Consider the following 20,327-nt stretch of genomic DNA (forward strand, 5'->3'; position numbering starts at 1 on the left):
GGGCCACCGCCTATCAGGCCGAACCTCGCGACTCCACGCCCAACTCATCCCACACCGATTCGGCCAAGTGGAACGTCGCATTGGCCGCCGGGATCCCGCAGTAGATCGCGCTCTGCATCAGCACTTCCTTGATCTCGGCGCGGGTCACGCCGTTGCTGGCGGCGGCACGTAAATGCAGCTTCAACTCTTCGGTGCGGTTCATGCCGATCAGCATCGCGATGGTGATCAGGCTGCGGGTGTGACGTGGCAAGCCTGGGCGGGTCCAGATGTCTCCCCACGCATGGCGAGTGATCATTTCCTGAAACTCGCTATTGAACTCGGTCAGGGCATTGAGGCTGCGCTCCACATGGGCGTCGCCCAGCACTTCGCGGCGCACTTGCAGACCCTCGGCATAACGTTGTTTCTCGTCCACGAAAAGCTCCTCAGCGGCCCAGCAGAAATTCAATCACGCGGTCGCTGAACGCAGCGCCGGCTTGCACATTGGACAGATGCGCCGCATAGAACTCGGCGTATTCGGCGCCCTTTACATGGTTCTGGATAAAGTGTCCGCCGGCTGGCGGGGTCACCGCGTCTTCCGTGCCGGCAATCACCAGGGTGGGCACTTTGATCGACGCCAACTGATGACGCAAATCCGCATCGCGCACCGCCGCGCAGTTGGCGGCATACCCTTGGGGCGAAGTGGCCGCAAGCATGGCAGTGATCTGCTCGGCCTGGTGGGGGTTGGCGGCGGCAAAATCGGCGGTGAACCAGCGTGCAATCGAGGCATCACGCAGTGCAACCATCGCCGCCGCGCCATCGCGCAATACCATTTCGATACGCGGGTTCCACACCTCAGGCGTGCCGATCCTGGCGGCGGTGTTGCAGACCACCAGACGATTGAGCCGCGTGCCGGCGTTGATGCCTAACCATTGGCCGATCAACCCGCCCATGGACAGCCCGCAAAAATGCACGCGGTCAATATCAAGCGCATCCAGCAACGCGATCACATCGTGACCCAGTTGTTCGATGCTGTAGGGGCCCTCGGTGACCAGGGATTTGCCATGGCCGCGGGTATCAAAGCGCAGCAGGCGAAAATGCTGGGTGAATGCCGGCACCTGGATGTCCCACATATGCAGGTCAGTGCCCAGGGAGTTGGACAGCACCAGTACCGGTGCATCGGCGGGCCCATCGAGTTGGTAATGCAGTTCGCCCTCGGCGAGTTGTACGAAAGCCACAGTGGTCTCCTTACGCGGTCAATGCAAAGTGTTCAGTCACGGCGCGGCTGACCCAGGTAGGGGCCTGGCCGAGGTAGTTGGCCGGGTCGAGCAGACGGTCCAGTTCGGCCGAGGATAACTCGGCGGTGACCTGCGGCTGATCCGCCAGCACGGCACGCAAATGGCGCTGCTCGGCGACCGCGCGTTTGCAGCACTGCTCCAGCAAGTGGTGCGCGGTTTCACGCCCCAGGCGTTGGGCAAGCACGCTGCTGACAGCTTCGGCCAGCACCAGGCCCTGGGTCAGGTCGAGATTGCGGGCCATGCGCTCGGCATCCACCTCCAGCCCTTCGCTGACCAGCAGCGCCTGTTCCAGTGCTCCCGAGACCAATCGGCAGATCTGCGGCAAGGTTTCCCATTCGGCGTGCCACAGCCCCAGGCTGCGTTCGTGCTCCTGGGGCATGGCACTGAACATCGTCGCCACCAGACCGGGCACACGGGTCGCGGCGCTGATCAGCACGGCGGCGCCGACCGGATTGCGCTTGTGCGGCATGGTCGAAGAGCCGCCCTTGCCCGGCGCCGAGGGCTCGAACACTTCCGCCGCTTCGGTTTGCATCAACAGGCTGATGTCGCGGCCCAGCTTGCCAAGGCTGCCGGCGATCAGGCCGAGCACGCTGGCAAACTCCACCAGACGATCACGTTGCGTGTGCCACGGCTGCTCGGGCAAGCTCAGTTGCAACTCGGCGGCCAAGGCTTGCGCCACCGGCATGGCCTGCTCGCCCAGCGCAGCCAGGGTGCCCGACGCACCGCCAAACTGCAGCACCAGCAAACGCGGTTTCAATTCCACCAGGCGCTGGCGACTGCGCGTCACCGCGCCCAGCCAGCCGGCGATCTTCATGCCCAGGGTGACGGGCGTGGCATGCTGCAGCCAGGTGCGCCCGACCAGAGGTGTCGATGCATGCCGCTGCGCCTGGGACGCCAATACATCGCCCAGGCGCGCCAGGTCCGCTTCGATCAGCTCCAGCGCGCGGCGCAATTGCACCACCAGGCCGGTGTCCATCACATCCTGGCTGGTTGCCCCCAGATGCACATAACGCTCGGCCCCGGCGTCTTCAGCGGCAATCAACTTGCCCAGCGCCTTGACCAATGGAATCGCCGAGTTGCCCGCCGTGGCAATCGCCACGCTGAGCGTATCCACGTCATACAGCGATGCCAGGCAGGCCTGGGCAATCGGCGCCACGGCGGCCTGCGGGATCAACCCGACCTGGGCCTCGGCCCGGGCCAGCGCGGCCTCGAAATCCAGCATGCCCTGCAATCGGCCCTGGTCACAGAACACTTCGGCCATGCTGTCGGCGGTGAAGTAGGCGTCGAACAGTTGGTTGCTCGTGCGCAGTGTCATAACTCATCCCTTACAAATCGTGATGCAGGTACGCCGCCTGTTTCGGCAGGCGCAAGCTGAACAGGAACGCCACGGCCATCATCGCGGTGACGTACCAGTAGAAGGTGTTTTCCATACCGATGGACTTCAGGCTCAGCGCAACCACTTCCGCCGAACCGCCGAACACCGCGTTGGCCACGGCATACGCCAGGCCCACGCCCAATGCACGCACCTGGGGTGGGAACATCTCGGCTTTGACCAGGCCACTGATGGAGGTATAGAAGCTGACGATGGCCAGTGCCAGCGTGATCAGCACAAAAGCCAGGAACGGACTGGTCACGGTTTTCAGGGTAAGCAGGATCGGCACCGTGAACAGCGTGCCCAGGCCGGCGAACCAGAGCATGGAATTGCGCCGGCCAATCTTGTCGGCGAGCATGCCGAACAGCGGCTGCATGCACATGTACAGAAACAGCGCGCCGGTCATGATGTAGCTGGCGGTCTTGGCGTGCATGCCGACGGTGTTCACCAGGTATTTCTGCATATAGGTGGTGAACGTATAGAAAATCAGCGAGCCACCGGCGGTGTAGCCCAGCACCGTAATGAACGCTTTGCCGTGGTCACGGAACAGCGCGACGATACTGCCGGCGTCCTTGTCTTCGCGCATTTCCTTGCTGGTGGTTTCCTTGAGGGTGCGGCGCAGCAACAGGGAGATCACCGCCGCAATGGCGCCGATCACGAACGGAATGCGCCAGCCCCAGGCACGCAATTCTTCTTCGGTGAGGATCTGTTGCAGGATCACCACCACCAGCACCGCCAGCAGTTGCCCGCCGATCAGGGTCACGTACTGGAACGAGGCGAAGAAACCGCGCTGGCCCTTGAGCGCCACTTCGCTCATGTAGGTCGCCGTGGTGCCGTATTCGCCCCCCACCGACAACCCCTGGAACAGCCGCGCCACCAGCAGCAGCGCCGGGGCCCAGGCGCCGATATCCTTGTAGGTCGGCAGGAAAGCGATGACCAGGGAACCGGCGCACATCATCAGCACCGAGATCATCATGGAATTCTTGCGGCCATGTTTGTCGGCCACCCGGCCAAACAGCCAGCCGCCGATCGGACGCATCAGGAACCCGGCGGCGAACACGCCGGCGGTGTTGAGCAGTTGGACGGTGGGGTCGTCCGAGGGGAAAAAGGCCGGGGCGAAGTAAATGGCGCAGAAGGCATAGACGTAAAAGTCGAACCATTCGACCAGATTGCCGGAGGAAGCACCGACAATCGCAAAAATCCGTTTGCTGCGCTCTTCTCCGGTGTAGTGACTGGTTTTTGTGGTCATGGTTTTTTACTCAATGGGAACGGTTATAGCCTAGACATACTTTGCAACAACCGTTTCATGCAAGCAGACTTTTGGGTAGGTGGTGCCTGGGAGGGCCCCATCGGGGGCAAGCCCCCTCCCACATTTTGATTTGTGAATACATTCAAGTGTGGGAGGGGGCTTGCCCCCGATAGGGCCCTACAGCCCACTCAATAATCGAAAAACACCGTTTCCTTATCTGTCCCCTGCAAAACCACATTCCACTGATAAACCCCCGCAGCATCCTGCTTGGCAATCAACGTACCGCGACGCTGCGCCGGCACACACGCCAGCAACGGGTCATCCCCATTCAACGCCTCACCGTCAAAATAAATCCGCGTCAGCAAGTGCTTCACCAACCCACGAGCAAACACCAGCACCACCAGATGCGGCGCCTGGGTCGTGCCTTGAAGCCCCGGCACACTGCCCGGCTTGATCGTGGTAAAGCGAAAGCGCCCTTCGGCATCCACCGGCACGCGGCCAAAGCCTTCGAAGTTGGGATCCAGCGCTTTGTCCTGCTCGTCTTCCGGGTGGTCGTACTTGCCGGCGGCGTTGGCCTGCCAGACCTCAAGCATGGCGTCGTTGACCACATCGCCGTTGCCGTCCACCACCTGCCCGCTGATTGCCACGCGTTCGCCCAGGGTGGCGGCGACCGTCAGGTCTTCGCGGTTCAGCCAGGTCAGGCCGATGTGGTAATACGGCCCGACGGTGTGGGACGTGGTTGCGTAAAGGCTCATCTCATTTCTCCATCGGCGTGGCGTCGCGGCCGCGCAGGACGATGTCCCAGCGGTAGCCGAGGGCATAGGCAGGAATGGTTTTTTCCAGGTCGAAGCTTGCGATCAGGCGTTGCTTGGCGCTGGCGTCCGGCACGCAGTTGTAGATCGGGTCGTATTCGAGCAGCGGGTCGCCGGGGAAATACATTTGCGTGACCAGCCGCGTCAGCACGCTGGGTCCGAACAGCGAAAAGTGAATATGCGCCGGGCGCCAGGCGTTGTGGTGGTTGCCCCACGGATAGGCGCCAGGCTTGATGGTCTGGAACTGGTACCAGCCCTCGGCGTCGGTGACGGTACGCCCGGTGCCGGTGAAGTTCGGGTCCAGCGGCGCATCGTGCAGGTCGCGCTTGTGGTTGTAGCGACCGGCGGCGTTGGCCTGCCAGATCTCCACGAGGATGCCCGGCACCGGCAGGCCGTTCTCGTCCAGCACCCGCCCGTGAATGATGATACGTTCGCCCTGGGGCTCACCTTCATGCTGGGCGGTCAGGTCGTTGTCGTTCTTGCTGATGCGCTCGGCGCCGATGGTGGGGCCGGTGATTTCCGACAAGGAATGGGGCAGAAACACCAACGGTTGCGACGGCGAACGCAAGTTCGTCGACTGGTAGGCCGGGTGCAGGTAGTCAGGTTGAGTGCCCGCGTGCGGGCGCCGGTAACCGGGCTTGTCTTTCATGGAGCAAATCCTCTGTTGTTAGACGCGTTCAATCGCCAGGGCCAGGCCTTGGCCCACGCCCACGCACATGGTCGCCAGGCCTTTGCGGCCGCCGGTTTTTTCCAGCTGGTGCAGGGCTGTCAGTACCAGCCGTGCGCCGCTCATGCCCAGTGGGTGACCCAGGGCGATGGCGCCGCCGTTGGGGTTGACCTGCGGCGCGTCATCGGCAATACCCAACTCGCGCAACACCGCCAAGCCTTGGCTGGCGAAGGCTTCGTTGAGTTCGATCACGTCAAAATCAGTGACCGCCAGACCGAGGCGCTCCACCAGCTTGCGCACCGCCGGCACCGGGCCGATCCCCATCACGCGCGGGGCGACGCCGGCACTGGCCATGCCCAACACACGGGCGCGGGCAGTGAGACCGTGTTTCTTCACAGCCTCTGCAGAAGCGAGGATCAGCGCGGCAGCGCCATCGTTGACGCCCGAGGCGTTGCCGGCGGTGACGGTCTTGTCCGGGCCGTTGACCGGTTTGAGTCTGGCCAGAGCGTCCAGGGTGGTGTCCCGTGGATGCTCATCGTGCTCCACAAAGGTTTCGCCTTTTTTATGGGCCACCCGCACCGGCACAATCTCTTCGGCAAAGAAGCCGGCGGCCTGCGCGGCAGCGGTACGTTGCTGGCTGCGCAGGGCAAAGGCATCCTGGTCGGCGCGCGAAACATTGTAGTCGTCGGCAACGTTATCGGCGGTCTGCGGCATCGCGTCGACGCCGTATTGGGCTTTCATCAAGGGGTTGATAAAACGCCAGCCGATGGTGGTGTCTTCGAGCTTCATGGTGCGTGAAAACGCCGCATCGGCCTTGCCCATCACGAACGGCGCACGGGACATCGATTCGACGCCGCCGGCAATCGCCAGCTCCATTTCGCCGCTGGCAATCGCGCGAAAGGCGGTACCGACAGCGTCCATGCCCGAGGCGCACAAGCGGTTGAGGGTCACACCGGGAATACTCTGCGGCAGGCCCGCCAGCAACAGCGCCATGCGTGCCACGTTACGGTTGTCTTCGCCGGCCTGGTTGGCACAGCCGAGGAACACTTCATCCACGGCGCTCCACTCCACCGTTGGGTTGCGTTCCATCAGCGCCTTGATCGGCAAGGCCGCCAGGTCATCGGCGCGCACCGTGGACAAGCCACCGCCGAAGCGGCCGATGGGGGTGCGAATGGCGTCACAGATAAAGACATCGCGCATCAGGCTTCTCCCGGCGCTTGGCCATGGGCGGCGGCGGTGCGTGCTTCGAGGTCACGCAGGGCGCTCAGCTCAACCTCAGTCGGTTCGGCGGTCACCTTGATCTGGTCGGCAAAACGAACGGCCCAGCCGGTCGCCGCGACCACTTGCTCGCGGGTCACCCCAGGGTGCAACGCAGTGACCACGAACTCATGGCTGCCCGCTTCCGGCTCCATGATGCACAGGTCGGTAATGATGCCGACCGGACCGGCGCCCGGCAGCCCCAGGCGTTTGCGTGAATCGCCGCCTTCGCCGTGGCCGACCGAGGTGATGAAGTCCAGCTTGTCGACAAACGAACGGGACGACTGTTTAAGGATGATCAATACGCTTTTGGCGGAACCGGCAATTTCCGGCGCGCCGCCGGCACCCGGCAAACGCACCTTGGGCTGGTGATAATCGCCGACCACGGTGGTGTTGATGTTGCCGAAACGGTCGACCTGAGCCGCGCCGAGAAAGCCGACGTCGATGCGCCCGCCCTGCAGCCAGTAGCGGAAGATCTCACCGGTGGGCACCACGGTATCGGCGGTTTCCGCCAACTCACCGTCGCCGATGGACAGCGGCAGCACCGATGGCTTGGCGCCAATCGGGCCAGACTCGTAGATCAGCACCACGTCAGGCGACGAGGTCAGGCGCGCCAGGTTGGCTGCCTTGGACGGCAGGCCGATGCCGACGAAGCACACCGAGCCATTCTTGAGGCGGCGCGCGGCGGCGACGGTCATCATTTCATTCGTGGAGTAAGTCATTACTTGGCCTCCTGCGCGGTGACCAACCTGGCCTGGAATTCACTGAAGTCGGCGGTGCCGTGGATGTATTCGTCGATCCAGGCGGTAAAAGTCCCACGGTCGCGGGCAATCGGGTCCCACGCCTGGTAGAAACGGTTGTCGCGTTCGTTATAGCCGTGGGCGTAGGACGGATGCGCGCCACCGGGCACATGGCACACGGCGGTCAGGGCCCAGGTCGGCAATACGCAGCTGTTCATCGGCGCGTTCAGGTCATCGACGATTTCCTCGACGGTGACGATGCAGCGCTTGGCCGCCAGGGCCGCTTCCTTCTGCACGCCGAGGATGCCCCACAGCAGCACGTTGCCCTTGCGGTCGGCCTTCTGCGCGTGGATCACCGTCACATCCGGGCGTACCGACGGGACGGCCGCCAGCACCTCGCCAGTAAACGGACACGTGACGGTCTTGATCAGCGGGTTGACCTTGGGCAAATCGGAACCGGCGTAGGCACGCAGCACCGCAAACGGCAGGCCGGAGGCGCCGGCGACGTAGGCGTTGGCCAGGTCGGCATGGCTGTGTTCTTCGATCTCCAGTGGCTGCGGCCAGTGTTTTTCCACGGCGTCGCGCAGACGATGCAGGGAGCCCACGCCCGGGTTGCCGCCCCAGGAGAAAATCAACTTGCGCGCACAGCCGGCGCCGATCAACTGGTCGTAGATCAGGTCAGGCGTCATGCGCACCAGCGTCAGGTCTTTCTTGCCCTGACGAATGATTTCATGACCTGCGGCCGTGGGGATCAGGTGAGTGAAGCCTTCGAGGGCGACGGTGTCGCCATCGTTCACGAAGCGCTTGACCGCATCACGCAGGGTGAGAATTTCAGCCATGGGGTTGGGCTCCCGGTGTTGATCGAAAAAGGCGCTGAGGGGGGCGCCGAAGTGCTTGAAGATTAAGCCGGGGGGATGGGCCGAACAATCCGATAATCGACTCAGTGTTCGATTATCGAACGAATTGTTGCGGGGCTGACTCTTGGGCGCAGATGATCCAATGTGGGAGGGGGCTTGCCCCCGATGGCGGTGTATCAGTCAGCAATTATCAAGCTGACCCACCGTAATCGGGGGCAAGCCCCCTCCCACATTTTCAACCCTGCCAGACGTCAGGTCGCGTCGGCGTGACTGACCATGCCCTTGATCAGCACCGCTGCCGTGGCCAACCCCGCCGGAATCACCAGCGCCGTCAGTACCTGCTCGAAGTTCCAGCCCAGTCCCAGCAAGGTAGCGCCCATCCACGCACCGAGAATGGCACCGAAACGGCCGATGCCGAGCATCCACGACACGCCGGTGGCGCGGCCCTGGGTGGGGTAGAAGCGCGCAGCCAGCGAAGGCATCGCCGATTGCGCACCGTTGACGCACATGCCGGCAATCAGCACCAGAGTCGCCAATAGCGTGATATTGCCCAGGCTCTGCCCGACCGCGTAGGCAAATACCCCCGCCAACAGGTAGAAGGTGCCAATCACTTTGTGCGGGTTGAACCGGTCCATCGCCCAGCCCACGCCGACGGCGCTCAATACGCCGCCAAACTGGAACAAGGCACCGATAAAGGCGGCCTGCTCCATGCTGGCGCCACTGTCGCGCATCAGGGTTGGCAGCCAGCTGGTGAGCAGGTAAACAATCACCAGGCCCATGAAATAGGTGAGCCACAGCAACAGCGTGCCGGCGCTGTAGGTGCCGGAAAAAATCACCGCGAACACGTTGCGCGCCTTGACGGTCTTTTGTTCCGGCACGCTGAAGTGAGTGGCCTGGGCGACAATGCCGGGTTCAATCGGTGACAGGGCCTTGCGTACCTTGTCAGTGCCACGGTTGCGCACCACCAGGTAACGCGCCGACTCCGGCAACCACACCAGCAGCACCGCGCCCAGGATCAACGGCAGGATGCCACCGATCAGCAACAGGCTGTGCCAGCCGAAGGCCGGGATCAACTTGGCCGAGATAAACCCGCCACCGGCCATGCCCAGGTTGAAGCCACAGAACATGCTGGTCACCAACAGCGACTTGTGCCGCTCGGGGGTGTATTCGGAGAGCAGCGTGGTGGCGTTGGGCATGCCGGCGCCCAGCCCCAGGCCCGTCAGGAAACGCAACACCAGCAGTTGGTCGACATTGCTGCTGTAGGCCGAAGCCAGGCTGAAGGCACCGAACACCAGCACCGCGCCCACCAGCACCACTTTGCGCCCGAAGCGATCGGCCAGCGGGCCGGAACCCAGCGCGCCGAACACCATGCCGATCAACGCGGCGCTCATCACCGGGCCGAGGCTGGCGCGGTCGATGCCCCAGTCCTGGGACAGCGCGGGTGCGATAAAGCCCATGGCGGCGGTGTCGAGGCCGTCGAGGAAGACAATCAGGAAGCACAGGATCACCACGCGCCATTGGTAACGAGACAACGGCTGGGTATTGATGAAGGACTGCACGTCCAGGGTAGAACCGACAGATGGCTGATTCATTATTTTTATTCCACACCGATGGCGGGCCAGCGACCTGGGGTCGCGATTATTATTGGAGCGCGCCCTGAAGCGCTGCCGCACATTAATAAGCCAGGGGAAACAGCGTCAATTGATCACGCCGGGTTCTGTGCGGTCACCGAACACTCAGGCAAACAGTTGCATGCTCAGCTCGCGACTGGCGCTGAGCATGCTCGGCAGGAAACGCTGCTCCAACTCGCTGCGGCTGACCCGCCCGGCATGGGTGCTGACATTGAGCGCGGCCAGCACCTGGCCCGAGGCGTCGTAAACCGGTACGGCAATTGAACGCAGGCCCTGCTCCAGCTCCTGATCGACGATGCACCAGCCCTGCTGACGCACTTGTTGCAGGCATTCGAACAACGCTTCGGGCGTGGTCAAGGTGCGACTGGTCTTGGTTTGCAGATCGGCGTGGTCAAGGTAATCCTGCAACGAGGCATCATCCAGGGCAGCAAGCAGAATGCGGCCCATGGAGGTGCAGTACGCCGGCAAGCGTCCACCCACGGACAGGTCAACGGAAATCAGGCGCTGAGTGGTGGCCGAACGGGCGATATAAAGAATGTCGTCGCCTTCAAGGGTCGCCATATTGCAGGCTTCGTGAAGCTGTTCGCTCATGCGGTCCAGATAAGGCTGGGCCGACACGGCCAAGGGGGTCGACGATAAATAGGCGTGGCCAAGGGTCAGCACCTTGGGCAGCAACGAGTAGGTACGGCCATCGGTGGTGGCATACCCCAGCTTGATCAAGGTATGCAGGCAGCGGCGCACGGCGGCACGCGGAATTTCGGTGCGATGGCTGATCTGGGCGATGGTCAGGTGACGCTTGCGCTCCTGAAACGCCTGCACCACGGCCAGGCCACGGGCCAGGGAGGTCATGAAGTCCGGATCACCCGTGAACGCCTGGATGCGCTTGGCGGGTGATGCCACGATCGGCGGCGCCACTGACGCGAAGGAGTTGCGCAATTGATCGTTCATTTCCAGGGATCCTTTTTCTTGTTTTCAACCACAGAAGGGCTGGCTGCTATTACTAGCTGCACGCTTAGCGATGCACAAGGCAAGGGCGGCAACATTGGGCGATTATCGGACGATCATTCGATTATCGCAATTCTCGGCTGCCAAGCCTGCCGCAGCGCGTTGCTCGGTAAAAAACGGCTGCCTGAGGTATATGTTCAGCCGACACTTAGGTTGTGATGTAACAAAACTCGCACATGAAGTTGAGGCTTTTTAACTTTATGCCGATAGCGTTCTTCAAATGCGTCGCTATAATGCAGCCTGTACAGAGGTCAGCCCAATTCAGCTATTGGGATCGGAGCTCGCCCGGCGCCGCATTCCGTGCGCATGGTCGATTAAAGCAGTGGATTGAAAAAGCGATCTCAGGTCCCTACTTAAACTTGGACAGGGCGTCTGTTCAAGTAGGTATACCCGCGGCGCCTTCTGGCTTGAAGTTGTACCCTTATTAAACCCAACTCAATTAGGTAACACTGTGACGAAAGATGAACTGCGCGCGGAACTTGAGCGCCAGGAGCAACGTTACAAGGACGTTTACGGCGGGGAAGTCACCACCTACGCCGCCCAGCCTGAGCCGGAACGTAAGCCATGGCGCAAGCGCGCCAGCCTGCTGGACCAGGCATTCGCCCAGGAAATCCAGAAGATCGAGCAGGAACTCAAAGCCGAAGAGCCCTAGGGCTGTGCGTTGAGCCTCCAGGCTTTACGGTCTGTGCCGGCCATCGCCTGCGAAGGGCATCGCCCTTCAAAGCCACTGGTCGGCGCCCTACTGCTGCTAACGAAATTTCATACAAATGTTTCACACATGACATTTTCGTGTCGAAACCGCGTTTTTTCGCGCCCGGGCTTTACAAATCAACCACTTGCCAAAGCCCCGAAAACCCTGGGATGCGCCTGCACAGCCCGGTTTTTTTCAAGCTAGATTGTTACCGATGAGCAGCTAATGCATCGATTACTGAGGTTTTCTGGCATAATCGCGCCCCCTTACGACCGGGTCAGAAAACCTTCATGATCGATTTATTCAGCGGACTGGATGCTTGGGTTCTAGTGAGCCTGTTGCTCGCCCTGGCCTTTGTCCTCGCCTTCGAGTTCATCAATGGCTTTCATGACACCGCTAACGCGGTGGCCACAGTCATCTATACCAAAGCCATGCCGCCGCACCTGGCGGTGTTCTTCTCCGGGGTGTTCAACTTCCTTGGCGTGTTGCTCGGCGGTGTAGGTGTCGCCTACGCCATCGTGCATCTGCTGCCGGTGGAATTGCTGATCAATGTGAACACCGGCCATGGTTTGGCAATGGTCTTCTCATTGTTGGCGGCGGCAATCACCTGGAACCTGGGCACCTGGTACTTCGGTATCCCCGCCTCCAGCTCCCACACGCTGATCGGCTCGATCCTCGGTGTGGGCCTGGCCAACGCCCTGATCAACGATATTCCCCTGGCTGACGGTGTGAACTGGCAGAAAGCGATCGATATCGGTGCGTCCCTGGTGTTCTCGCCGATGGCCGGCTTTCTCGTCGCAGCCCTGGTGCTGATCGGCCTGAAGTGGTGGCGCCCGCTGTCGAAGATGCACAAGACCCCGGACCAGCGCCGCAAGCTTGACGACAAGAAGCACCCGCCGTTCTGGAACCGCCTGGTGCTGGTGATTTCGGCCATGGCTGTCAGCTTCGTGCACGGCTCCAACGATGGGCAAAAAGGCATCGGCCTGATCATGCTCGTGCTGATCGGTATCGTGCCGGCGCAGTTCGTGCTCGACCTGGGCAGCACCACCTACCAGATCGAACGTACCCGCGACGCCACCGTGCATTTGAGCCAGTTCTACCAGCGCAACAATGCCACCCTCGGCGAGTTCCTGGCCCTGGGCAAAAGCGTGAAAGACGATCTGCCGGGCAAGTTCCAATGCAACCCGCAGCAGACCGAGCCGACTATCAACGCGCTCGTTGATACGCTCAAAGGTGTTTCCGACTACCACGCGTTGAGTGCCGACCAGCGCATTGAAGTACGTCGTTACCTGCTCTGCCTGGACGATACCGCCAAGAAAGTCGGCAAGCTGCCTGGCCTGGATGCGCGTGAAAAGTCCGACCTCGACAAGCTGCGCAAGGACCTGACCGCTACGACCGAGTACGCACCGTTCTGGGTGATTCTCGCGGTCGCACTGGCCCTGGGCCTGGGCACCATGGTCGGCTGGAAGCGCGTGGTGCTGACCATCGGTGAGAAGATCGGCAAGCAAGGCATGACCTATGCCCAAGGCATGTCGGCACAGATCACCACCGCCACCATGATCGGCTTTGCCAATATCTTCGCCCTGCCGGTGTCCACCACCCACGTGTTGTCTTCTGGCGTGGCCGGTACCATGGTCGCTAACAAAAGCGGTCTGCAAGGCGGTACGGTCAAGACTATCCTGATGGCTTGGGTGTTGACCTTGCCGGCAACCGTAGGCCTCTCGGCCGGGTTGTTCTGGCTGGCGTCCTGGGCGCTGGGCAACTGATTAGTCGCCTGCAATAAAAAAGGTGCGATTCGCGAGAATCGCACCTTTTTTTATGGCCTGATGATCGTTCCCACGCCCTGCATGGGAATGATCGGCCAACGATCGGCCAAAAAAAAGGGCGACCGAAGTCGCCCAAAATGCCTTGCGTGCCCTGTAATCCGGAAAAACCTAAGGTTTTTTACGCTTGTTTGCGTCTTTCCAGATAAAAAATCCAAATCCTACAAAAAACAGCACCATGAGGCTTACGGTCAGCACTCCGGCAAATACCACATTATCGATAAACATGACCGGCCTCCTGCACTCGCCCTGTTGCGATAGGGCTAAGTTAATGGAGAAGGCGCAATGGAAAATTGACGGGGATCAATGTCGCCCGCGACGGGGCGTAAAGAAGGGCAATAACTGACCTGGATCAATCCAGGCAAGTTGATTCAACGTTTTTTCGGCTTGTTCTTCGACTTCTTCTTGGCTTTACCCAGGGGCATCGCCTGTTCAAACGCCTGGCGCACTTCGTTCAGGCGTTTGTCATTGAGGTCATGCACGCGCTTGGCGCGTTCGGCATTCAGGTCGATCAGCTTGTCGTCGTCACTCATGGCTTGGCTTACGTTATGGCGGGAGTGCCCAATAATGCGGTCTCCCGCGCCCGACGGCAAATCAGCGGGCGACAAAAGGCAGGGCATCGACCAGAATCGGCACTTCCCTTCCTCCCCAGGAGACGCAACCCGGTGGCACTGCACAAGGACCTTCCTCCGTTGCTGGCCCTGCGCGCCTTTGAGGCTGTGGCGCGGCACTTGAGCTTTATCAAGGCGGCAAATGAGTTGTCGGTGACCCAGAGCGCCCTGAGCCACCAGGTGCAGAAACTTGAGCAACACTTGGGCAAACCGCTGTTTATCCGGCGCACACGTGCGATAGATCTAACGGTGGACGGCCAGCATTACTACAACGAAATCCGCCCGGCCCTTGATGCCATTGCAACCGCCACCCGCCACCAAAAAGAAGTTCCCGGCCCGAGCCTGTTGCGCGTCGGCTTGCTGGCGTCCTTTGCCACGCTGTGGTTGGCGCCGCGTCTGGCCGGGTTTCTCGATCGCTACCCGCATATCCAGGTTGAATTGCTGCCCGCCATTCAATTGGCCAACGTCGCCGGTGCCGAGGTTGACCTGGCCATCCGTTACGGCAAGGGCGACTGGCCCGACGTGCACGCCACGCGACTGATGACCGAAACCCTGTCACCGGTATGCAGCCCGGCCTTCAAGGCCGGCCAATCGCAGGATAGCCCGCTGTTGATGGCCACCTCACACCGCCCGTTCGAGTGGACGGATTGGTCGCAGCATTATCAGGTCGACCTTGAGCGCCACCCTCGCGTGATGCTGCATGACTACAACATCGTGGTCGAAGCCACCGTGGCCGGCCAGGGAATCGCCATGGGCCGCCATCGCCTGATCCAACGCAAGCTTCGCGACGGCAGCCTGGTGGAGGCGTTCGACTGGCCGCCGTACCACAGTGAGATCGGCTATTGGCTGATCACGCCCCACAGTCCGCTGAGCGAAGCGGCGACATGTTTCAGTCAGTGGCTGCAGGCAACCTGCGCCGACGCATGATTTTTTTCGATGCGTCGGTTGAGATCTATCCGTTTGTCGGCCACCGGTGCAGCCAACATGCTGGAACCTCACCCCTCAAGAGGTTGCATGATGAGCGACTCCATCCGTCAACGCGTTCACGCCCTTGGCCTGACACTGCCGACTGCCAGCCAACCGGCGGCCAACTACATCAACCATGTCGTCAGCGGGAACCAACTCTTCATTTCCGGGCAGATTCCCCTGCTCGATGGCACGCCCGCCTACGTCGGTCGCGTGGGCGACACGCTGGATGATCAACAAGGCGCGCAGGCGGCAGAACTCGCGGCGCTGGGCCTGCTCGGGCAACTGAGCGATGCCCTGGGCGATGACCTGTCGCGCGTGGTGCGCATCGTGAAGCTGGGGGTATTCATCGCCTGCAACGCCGATTTCCAGCGCCAGAGCGTGGTCGCCAATGGCGCGTCGAACCTGCTGGTCAACGCCCTCGGTGACAAAGGCCAGCATGTGCGCACTGCTGTCGGCGTGAGCAGTTTGCCAGCAGGCGTGGCCGTGGAGGTTGACGCCATTTTCGAGTTGCAACCGTGACCCCGCTGGACATCCGACAGCTGCGAGCGGCCACGCCTGGCTGCCGGGCCGGCATCGTGCACTTCAATCATGCCGGCGCGTCTCTGCCCAGCCAGGCCACCCTCGACGCCATCGTCGCGCAACTGCAACGTGAAGCCCAGGACGGTCCGATGGAAGCTGGCGAGCATGGCGCCCTGCTGGTGGAGCAGGCCCGTCGCGCCGCCGGGCAATTGCTCAATGCGCCTGCGTCCTCGATTGCCTTCGCCAGCAGTGGCTCGACGGCGTGGAACCTGGCGTTCCAGGCCCTGGGACCGTGGCAGCCGGGTGACCGCATCCTGGTGGGCCGGCATGAATGGGGCGGTAACCTGGCGAGCATGGCCATGGCCGTGCAAGCAGGTGCTCGAATCGACGTCATCCCCTGCGATGCGGCCGGCGCAGTGTGCCCGGTGGCACTGGAGGCGATGATTGACGCCGACGTGAAGTTGATCAACCTCACCTGGCTACCGGCCAACGGTGGGCTGATCAACCCTGCCCAGGCCATCGGCGAAGTGGCGCGGCGTCACGCCATCCCCTACTTTATCGACGCTGGACAGGCGCTCGGCCAGGTGCCTGTGGATGTGCAGGCGCTGCACTGCGATGTGCTCAAGTGCGCCGGCCGCAAGCACCTGCGCGGGCCACGGGGCACAGCACTGTTGTATGTAAGGCCGGCGTTTTTGCAGCGCCTGAATCCTGCCCAGCGCGATGTGTTTTCAGCTCCCTGGACCGCCGCCGGTTTCGATTTGCGCAACGACGCGCGGCGCTTCGAGACCAGCGAAGCGTCCTTTGCCTTGCTGGCCGGACTCGGCAATGCCTTGCAGGAGATCAACCAACTGGGGATAGAAGCGGTATGGGAGAGCGTCTCGCGCACCAGCGCGCGAATCCGCGAAGGGCTGCGCCAGATCCCGGGGATTTCCTTGCATGACGTGGGCACGCTTCAGTCCGGACTGATCGCCTTCAACCTGAGCGGTTGGGACGCCTTCGAACTCAAGCAGCGCCTGGGCTTGCAGCGCATCAACATCGGCGCCAACGGTGTGGCCTACACACCACTGGACATGCAGGCGCGCGGGTTGAACAGCATTGCGCGAATCTCCGTCAGCCCATTCAACGACGACCGGGACTGCGAGTTACTGCTGGGGGCCTTGCGAGCACTGCGCGACTAAACCTCGATGTCTACCCACAAGCCCTGGCGCGGTGCGTCTTCAATCAGCGGCGCCACGGGAACGGTGTTGTCGGCGTTGAGCAGATCGCCGGGAATCGGCAGGTGCTGCTCAGGGTCGTCGCCGGCTTCACGCTGACGTTTTTGCTGCTCTTGCTGGCGGCGTTGTTCTTCGCGCAGCAGAAAGGTCGATTGCTCCGCATCGCCCTTTTTCAGGTCGATGGTGCTCTCGTTGGAGCCCGGTTGAACCGGCACAACGGGCGGGATATCCGGCTTCTGGCGCACCGGATCGAGTTGCGACGTGACCGGCACGACACTGACGGGCAGCATGGGTGGCAACATAATCTTGATTCTCCTGATCAACAGGCTGTCGGCGCGCCTCAGGGCGACTTGAGCGTTCGCTCGCCAAGCTGTGACCCAGTCGACAGTTGTGAGTGCCCGCCACCCGTCGATTTAGCCGGCGGGCGTGCACACCAACCCAGTAGTTTTCGTCAGAGTCCTTGGGCATGGGGCCTTGTTCCGTTAAGATAGTCGGCTTTTTCACGGCGGGAGTCAGGCAGCATGGCGCAGCAGTATCAACCGGGGCAACGCTGGATTAGTGACAGCGAAGCAGAGCTGGGGTTAGGCACCGTTCTGGCACAGGACGGCCGCTTGTTGACCGTGCTCTATCCGGCCACTGGCGACACTCGCCAGTATGCGCTACGGAATGCGCCCCTCACCCGCGTGAGGTTTTCGCCGGGTGACAGCATCACCCATTTCGAAGGCTGGAAAATGACCGTACAGGAAGTCGATGACGTCGACGGCCTGCTGGTCTACCACGGCCTCAACGGGCAGAACGAGCAGGTCACCCTGCCAGAAACCCAGCTGTCCAACTTCATCCAGTTCCGCCTCGCCAGCGACCGCCTGTTCGCCGGGCAGATCGACCCGCTGGCCTGGTTCTCGCTGCGCTACCACACCCTGGAACACACCAGCCGCCAGCTGCAGTCTTCGCTGTGGGGCCTGGGCGGCGTGCGTGCGCAACCCATCGCGCACCAACTGCACATCGCCCGCGAAGTCGCCGACCGTATCGCACCACGGGTATTGCTGGCCGACGAAGTGGGCCTGGGCAAGACCATCGAAGCGGGCCTGGTGATCCATCGCCAGTTGCTCTCGGGCCGTGCCAGCCGCGTGCTGATCCTGGTCCCGGAAAACCTGCAGCACCAGTGGCTGGTGGAAATGCGCCGCCGCTTCAACCTGCAGGTTGCACTGTTTGACGAAGAACGCTTTATCGAAAGCGATGCCACCAACCCGTTCGAAGACACCCAACTGGCGCTGGTCGCCCTGGAATGGCTGGTGGACGACGAGAAGGCCCAGGACGCGCTGTTCGCTGCCGGTTGGGACCTGCTGGTGGTCGACGAAGCCCACCATCTGGTGTGGCACGAAGACAAGGCCAGCGCCGAGTACTCGCTGGTCGAGCAACTGGCCGAAGTGATTCCCGGCGTGCTGCTGCTCACCGCCACCCCGGAACAACTGGGCCAGGACAGCCACTTCGCGCGCCTGCGCCTGCTCGACCCGAACCGCTTCCACGACCTGCACGCCTTCCGCGCCGAGAGCGAGAACTACCGCCCGGTGGCCGAAGCCGTGCAGGAGCTGCTGGACAAGGGCCGTTTGTCGCCTGCCGCGCACAAGACCATCCAGGGTTTCCTTGGTAACGAAGGCGAAGCCTTGCTGACCGCCGTCAACGATGGCGACACCGAAGCCAGCGCGCGCCTGGTGCGTGAGCTGCTCGACCGCCACGGCACCGGCCGCGTGCTGTTTCGCAACACCCGCGCCGCCGTGCAAGGCTTCCCGGAGCGCAAGCTGCACGCCTACCCGCTGCCGAACCCGGACGAATACATGGAGTTGCCGCTGGGCGAACACGCCGAGCTGTACCCGGAAGTCAGCTTCCAGGCACAACCGGACATCGAGGAAGAGCACCGCTGGTGGCGCTTCGACCCGCGTGTCGAGTGGCTGATCGATCAGCTGAAAATGCTCAAGCGCACCAAGGTCCTGGTGATCTGCGCTCACGCCGAAACCGCCATGGACCTGGAAGACGCACTGCGCGTACGCTCCGGCATTCCGGCCACGGTGTTCCACGAAGGCATGAACATCCTCGAACGCGACCGCGCCGCAGCGTACTTCGCCGATGAAGAATTTGGCGCCCAGGTACTGATCTGTTCGGAAATCGGCAGTGAAGGCCGCAACTTCCAGTTCTCCCACCACCTGGTGCTGTTCGACCTGCCGTCCCACCCCGACCTGCTGGAACAGCGCATCGGCCGTCTGGACCGGATCGGCCAGAAACACGTGATCGAACTGCACGTGCCGTACCTGGAAACCAGCCCGCAAGAGCGTCTGTTCCAGTGGTACCACGAAGCCCTGAACGCGTTCCTCAATACCTGCCCGACCGGCAACGCCTTGCAGCATCAGTTCGGCCCACGCCTGCTGCCGCTGCTGGAAAACGCCGACGACGGGCAATGGCAGGCCCTGATCGACGAAGCCCGCGCCGAGCGCGAGCGCCTGGAACAGGAGCTGCACACCGGCCGCGACCGTTTGCTGGAACTCAACTCCGGCGGCGCGGGTGAAGGTGATGCGCTGGTCGAGGACATCCTCGAGCAGGACGACCAGTTCGCCCTGCCGATCTACATGGAAACCCTGTTCGACGCCTTCGGCATCGACAGCGAAGACCATTCGGAAAACGCACTGGTCCTCAAGCCCAGCGAAAAGATGCTCGACGCCAGCTTCCCCCTGGGCGACGACGAAGGTGTAACCATCACCTACGACCGCAACCAGGCGCTGTCGCGTGAAGACATGCAGTTCATCACCTGGGAACACCCGATGGTGCAAGGCGGCATGGACCTGGTGCTGTCCGGCTCCATGGGCAATACCGCCGTGGCGCTGATCAAGAACAAGGCGCTCAAGCCGGGAACCGTCTTGCTGGAACTGCTGTATGTCAGCGAAGTGGTTGCCCCGCGCTCGCTGCAACTGGGCCGCTACCTGCCACCGGCAGCCCTGCGCTGCCTGCTGGATGCCAACGGCAATGACCTGTCCGGCCGCGTGTCGTTCGTGACCTTGAACGACCAGTTGGAAAGCGTGCCGCGGGCCAGCGCCAACAAATTCGTGCAGGCCCAGCGCGACCAGTTGACGCCGCGCATCAACGCCGGCGAAGAGAAGATCGCCCCGCGTCACGCCGAGCGCGTGGCCGAGGCCAAGCGTCGCCTGGCGGCCGACACCGACGAAGAGCTGGCGCGTTTGACCGCGCTGCAGGCGGTCAACCCGACCGTACGCGACAGCGAGTTGGTGGCCCTGCGCAACCAGCGCGAGCAAGGCCTGGCCATGCTCGACAAGGCGGCGTTGCGACTGGAAGCGATTCGAGTGCTGGTGGCGGGTTGATCACTGCCTGCTGAAAAAGAAAGGCCCGCACACACTGCGGGCCTTTTTATGTCTTAAGGGGCTCATCGGCGCATAGGTATCTACACAACTTCGCAGCCTACAGCCGCCAACGCTAACCACGATGCGAAGCGAGCCGCTCTTGCTCTTGATCTGCTTTTGATCTTGATCTCAGGCGCCCCGTTAAACCACGCTGGCCGACCGCAGGCTTGAATCCGTGGGTAACCCGGCAGGACGCCGGGTTAGCCGCACTGGGCCATGGATGGCCCAT

At 62.1% G+C, this 20,327-nt stretch carries 21 protein-coding genes; 7 read left to right on the forward strand and 14 right to left on the reverse strand.

The features are described 5' to 3' along the window. Nucleotides 1-13 precede the first annotated feature (13 nt). The 11 genes from pcaC to pcaR all read right to left on the reverse strand — a co-directional run bounded on the left by pcaC (nt 14) and on the right by pcaR (nt 10,807). Nucleotides 14-412: a 4-carboxymuconolactone decarboxylase gene (pcaC, locus tag CIB54_RS07170; protein ID WP_065952012.1), complete on the reverse strand. Its 399-nt coding sequence runs from the start codon at nt 410-412 to the stop codon at nt 14-16. 10 nt (nt 413-422) lie between these two features. Beyond that, nucleotides 423-1,214 carry a 3-oxoadipate enol-lactonase gene (gene pcaD / locus CIB54_RS07175; protein ID WP_101219280.1) on the reverse strand — a complete coding sequence of 264 codons (792 nt, stop codon included), beginning with the start codon at nt 1,212-1,214 and terminating at the stop codon, nt 423-425. Between the two features lie 10 nt (nt 1,215-1,224). Beyond that, on the reverse strand, nt 1,225-2,589 hold the full coding sequence (locus tag CIB54_RS07180; protein ID WP_101219282.1) for a 3-carboxy-cis,cis-muconate cycloisomerase: 1,365 nt from the start codon (nt 2,587-2,589) through the stop codon (nt 1,225-1,227). Nucleotides 2,590-2,599: 10 nt separating this feature from the next. After that, the gene (locus CIB54_RS07185) at nt 2,600-3,895 is read right to left on the reverse strand and encodes an MFS family transporter (protein ID WP_065932817.1); all 1,296 of its coding nucleotides are present in this window, start codon (nt 3,893-3,895) and stop codon (nt 2,600-2,602) included. Between the two features lie 188 nt (nt 3,896-4,083). Further along, nucleotides 4,084-4,650, reverse strand: coding sequence for a protocatechuate 3,4-dioxygenase subunit alpha (gene pcaG / locus CIB54_RS07190; protein WP_101219284.1), 567 nt, complete (start codon nt 4,648-4,650; stop codon nt 4,084-4,086). Nucleotide 4,651: 1 nt separating this feature from the next. Beyond that, nucleotides 4,652-5,356, reverse strand: a complete 705-nt coding sequence (pcaH, locus tag CIB54_RS07195; protein ID WP_101219286.1) for a protocatechuate 3,4-dioxygenase subunit beta — start codon at nt 5,354-5,356, stop codon at nt 4,652-4,654. A gap of 18 nt (nt 5,357-5,374) precedes the next feature. Beyond that, complete coding sequence (gene pcaF, locus CIB54_RS07200; RefSeq protein ID WP_269801676.1) at nt 5,375-6,577, reverse strand: 3-oxoadipyl-CoA thiolase; 1,203 nt, start codon at nt 6,575-6,577, stop codon at nt 5,375-5,377. Beyond that, a complete protein-coding gene (locus tag CIB54_RS07205) occupies nt 6,574-7,353 on the reverse strand; it encodes a CoA-transferase subunit beta (protein WP_101219290.1) in 780 nt (259 codons plus the stop codon). Before CIB54_RS07205 ends, pcaF begins: the two co-directional genes overlap by 4 nt. Next, entirely contained in the window at nt 7,353-8,210 is an 858-nt protein-coding gene (locus CIB54_RS07210) for a CoA transferase subunit A (protein WP_101219292.1), read from the reverse strand. Before CIB54_RS07210 ends, CIB54_RS07205 begins: the two co-directional genes overlap by 1 nt. A 269-nt stretch (nt 8,211-8,479) precedes the next feature. Beyond that, entirely contained in the window at nt 8,480-9,820 is a 1,341-nt protein-coding gene (locus CIB54_RS07215; RefSeq protein ID WP_101219294.1) for a 4-hydroxybenzoate transporter PcaK, read from the reverse strand. A gap of 144 nt (nt 9,821-9,964) precedes the next feature. Then, entirely contained in the window at nt 9,965-10,807 is an 843-nt protein-coding gene (gene pcaR, locus CIB54_RS07220) for a pca regulon transcriptional regulator PcaR (protein ID WP_065886157.1), read from the reverse strand. On the opposite strand from pcaR, the gene CIB54_RS27260 reads away from it, so the two are divergent. From CIB54_RS27260 to CIB54_RS07230, 3 genes are all read left to right on the forward strand, one after another. Next, nucleotides 10,796-11,023 (forward strand): hypothetical protein, encoded by a 228-nt coding sequence (locus CIB54_RS27260; RefSeq protein ID WP_137201566.1) that lies wholly within the window; start codon nt 10,796-10,798, stop codon nt 11,021-11,023. The genes pcaR and CIB54_RS27260 overlap by 12 nt on opposite strands. Nucleotides 11,024-11,315: 292 nt before the next feature. Continuing rightward, nucleotides 11,316-11,516, forward strand: a complete 201-nt coding sequence (locus CIB54_RS07225) for a hypothetical protein (RefSeq protein WP_003172389.1) — start codon at nt 11,316-11,318, stop codon at nt 11,514-11,516. Nucleotides 11,517-11,845: 329 nt separating this feature from the next. Then, the gene (locus CIB54_RS07230; protein WP_101219296.1) at nt 11,846-13,321 is read left to right on the forward strand and encodes an inorganic phosphate transporter; all 1,476 of its coding nucleotides are present in this window, start codon (nt 11,846-11,848) and stop codon (nt 13,319-13,321) included. 168 nt (nt 13,322-13,489) lie between these two features. On the opposite strand, the gene ccoM is transcribed toward CIB54_RS07230, so the two are convergent. Then, the gene (ccoM, locus tag CIB54_RS27885; protein ID WP_017530457.1) at nt 13,490-13,606 is read right to left on the reverse strand and encodes a cytochrome c oxidase subunit CcoM; all 117 of its coding nucleotides are present in this window, start codon (nt 13,604-13,606) and stop codon (nt 13,490-13,492) included. A 143-nt stretch (nt 13,607-13,749) separates the two neighbouring features. Beyond that, the gene (locus CIB54_RS27435) at nt 13,750-13,911 is read right to left on the reverse strand and encodes a hypothetical protein (protein ID WP_090408332.1); all 162 of its coding nucleotides are present in this window, start codon (nt 13,909-13,911) and stop codon (nt 13,750-13,752) included. 132 nt (nt 13,912-14,043) lie between these two features. Between CIB54_RS27435 and CIB54_RS07235 the strand changes: the two genes are divergently transcribed. From CIB54_RS07235 to CIB54_RS07245, 3 genes are all read left to right on the forward strand, one after another. Then, a complete protein-coding gene (locus CIB54_RS07235; RefSeq protein ID WP_065952021.1) occupies nt 14,044-14,916 on the forward strand; it encodes a LysR substrate-binding domain-containing protein in 873 nt (290 codons plus the stop codon). 90 nt (nt 14,917-15,006) lie between these two features. After that, nucleotides 15,007-15,477, forward strand: a complete 471-nt coding sequence (locus CIB54_RS07240) for a RidA family protein (RefSeq protein ID WP_101219298.1) — start codon at nt 15,007-15,009, stop codon at nt 15,475-15,477. Next, on the forward strand, nt 15,474-16,655 hold the full coding sequence (locus CIB54_RS07245) for an aminotransferase class V-fold PLP-dependent enzyme (RefSeq protein WP_101219300.1): 1,182 nt from the start codon (nt 15,474-15,476) through the stop codon (nt 16,653-16,655). Before CIB54_RS07240 ends, CIB54_RS07245 begins: the two co-directional genes overlap by 4 nt. Here the strand turns inward: CIB54_RS07245 and CIB54_RS07250 are convergent. After that, a complete protein-coding gene (locus CIB54_RS07250; RefSeq protein WP_065893415.1) occupies nt 16,652-16,993 on the reverse strand; it encodes an aspartate-semialdehyde dehydrogenase in 342 nt (113 codons plus the stop codon). The two genes, CIB54_RS07245 and CIB54_RS07250, sit on opposite strands and share 4 nt — an antisense overlap. Nucleotides 16,994-17,212: 219 nt before the next feature. On the opposite strand from CIB54_RS07250, the gene rapA reads away from it, so the two are divergent. Then, nucleotides 17,213-20,059, forward strand: a complete 2,847-nt coding sequence (gene rapA / locus CIB54_RS07255; protein ID WP_065952024.1) for an RNA polymerase-associated protein RapA — start codon at nt 17,213-17,215, stop codon at nt 20,057-20,059. The last annotated feature ends 268 nt before the right edge of the window (nt 20,060-20,327 follow it).

It is taken from the genome of Pseudomonas fluorescens, from assembly GCF_002837185.1.
GTDB lineage: Bacteria > Pseudomonadota > Gammaproteobacteria > Pseudomonadales > Pseudomonadaceae > Aquipseudomonas > Aquipseudomonas fluorescens_AM.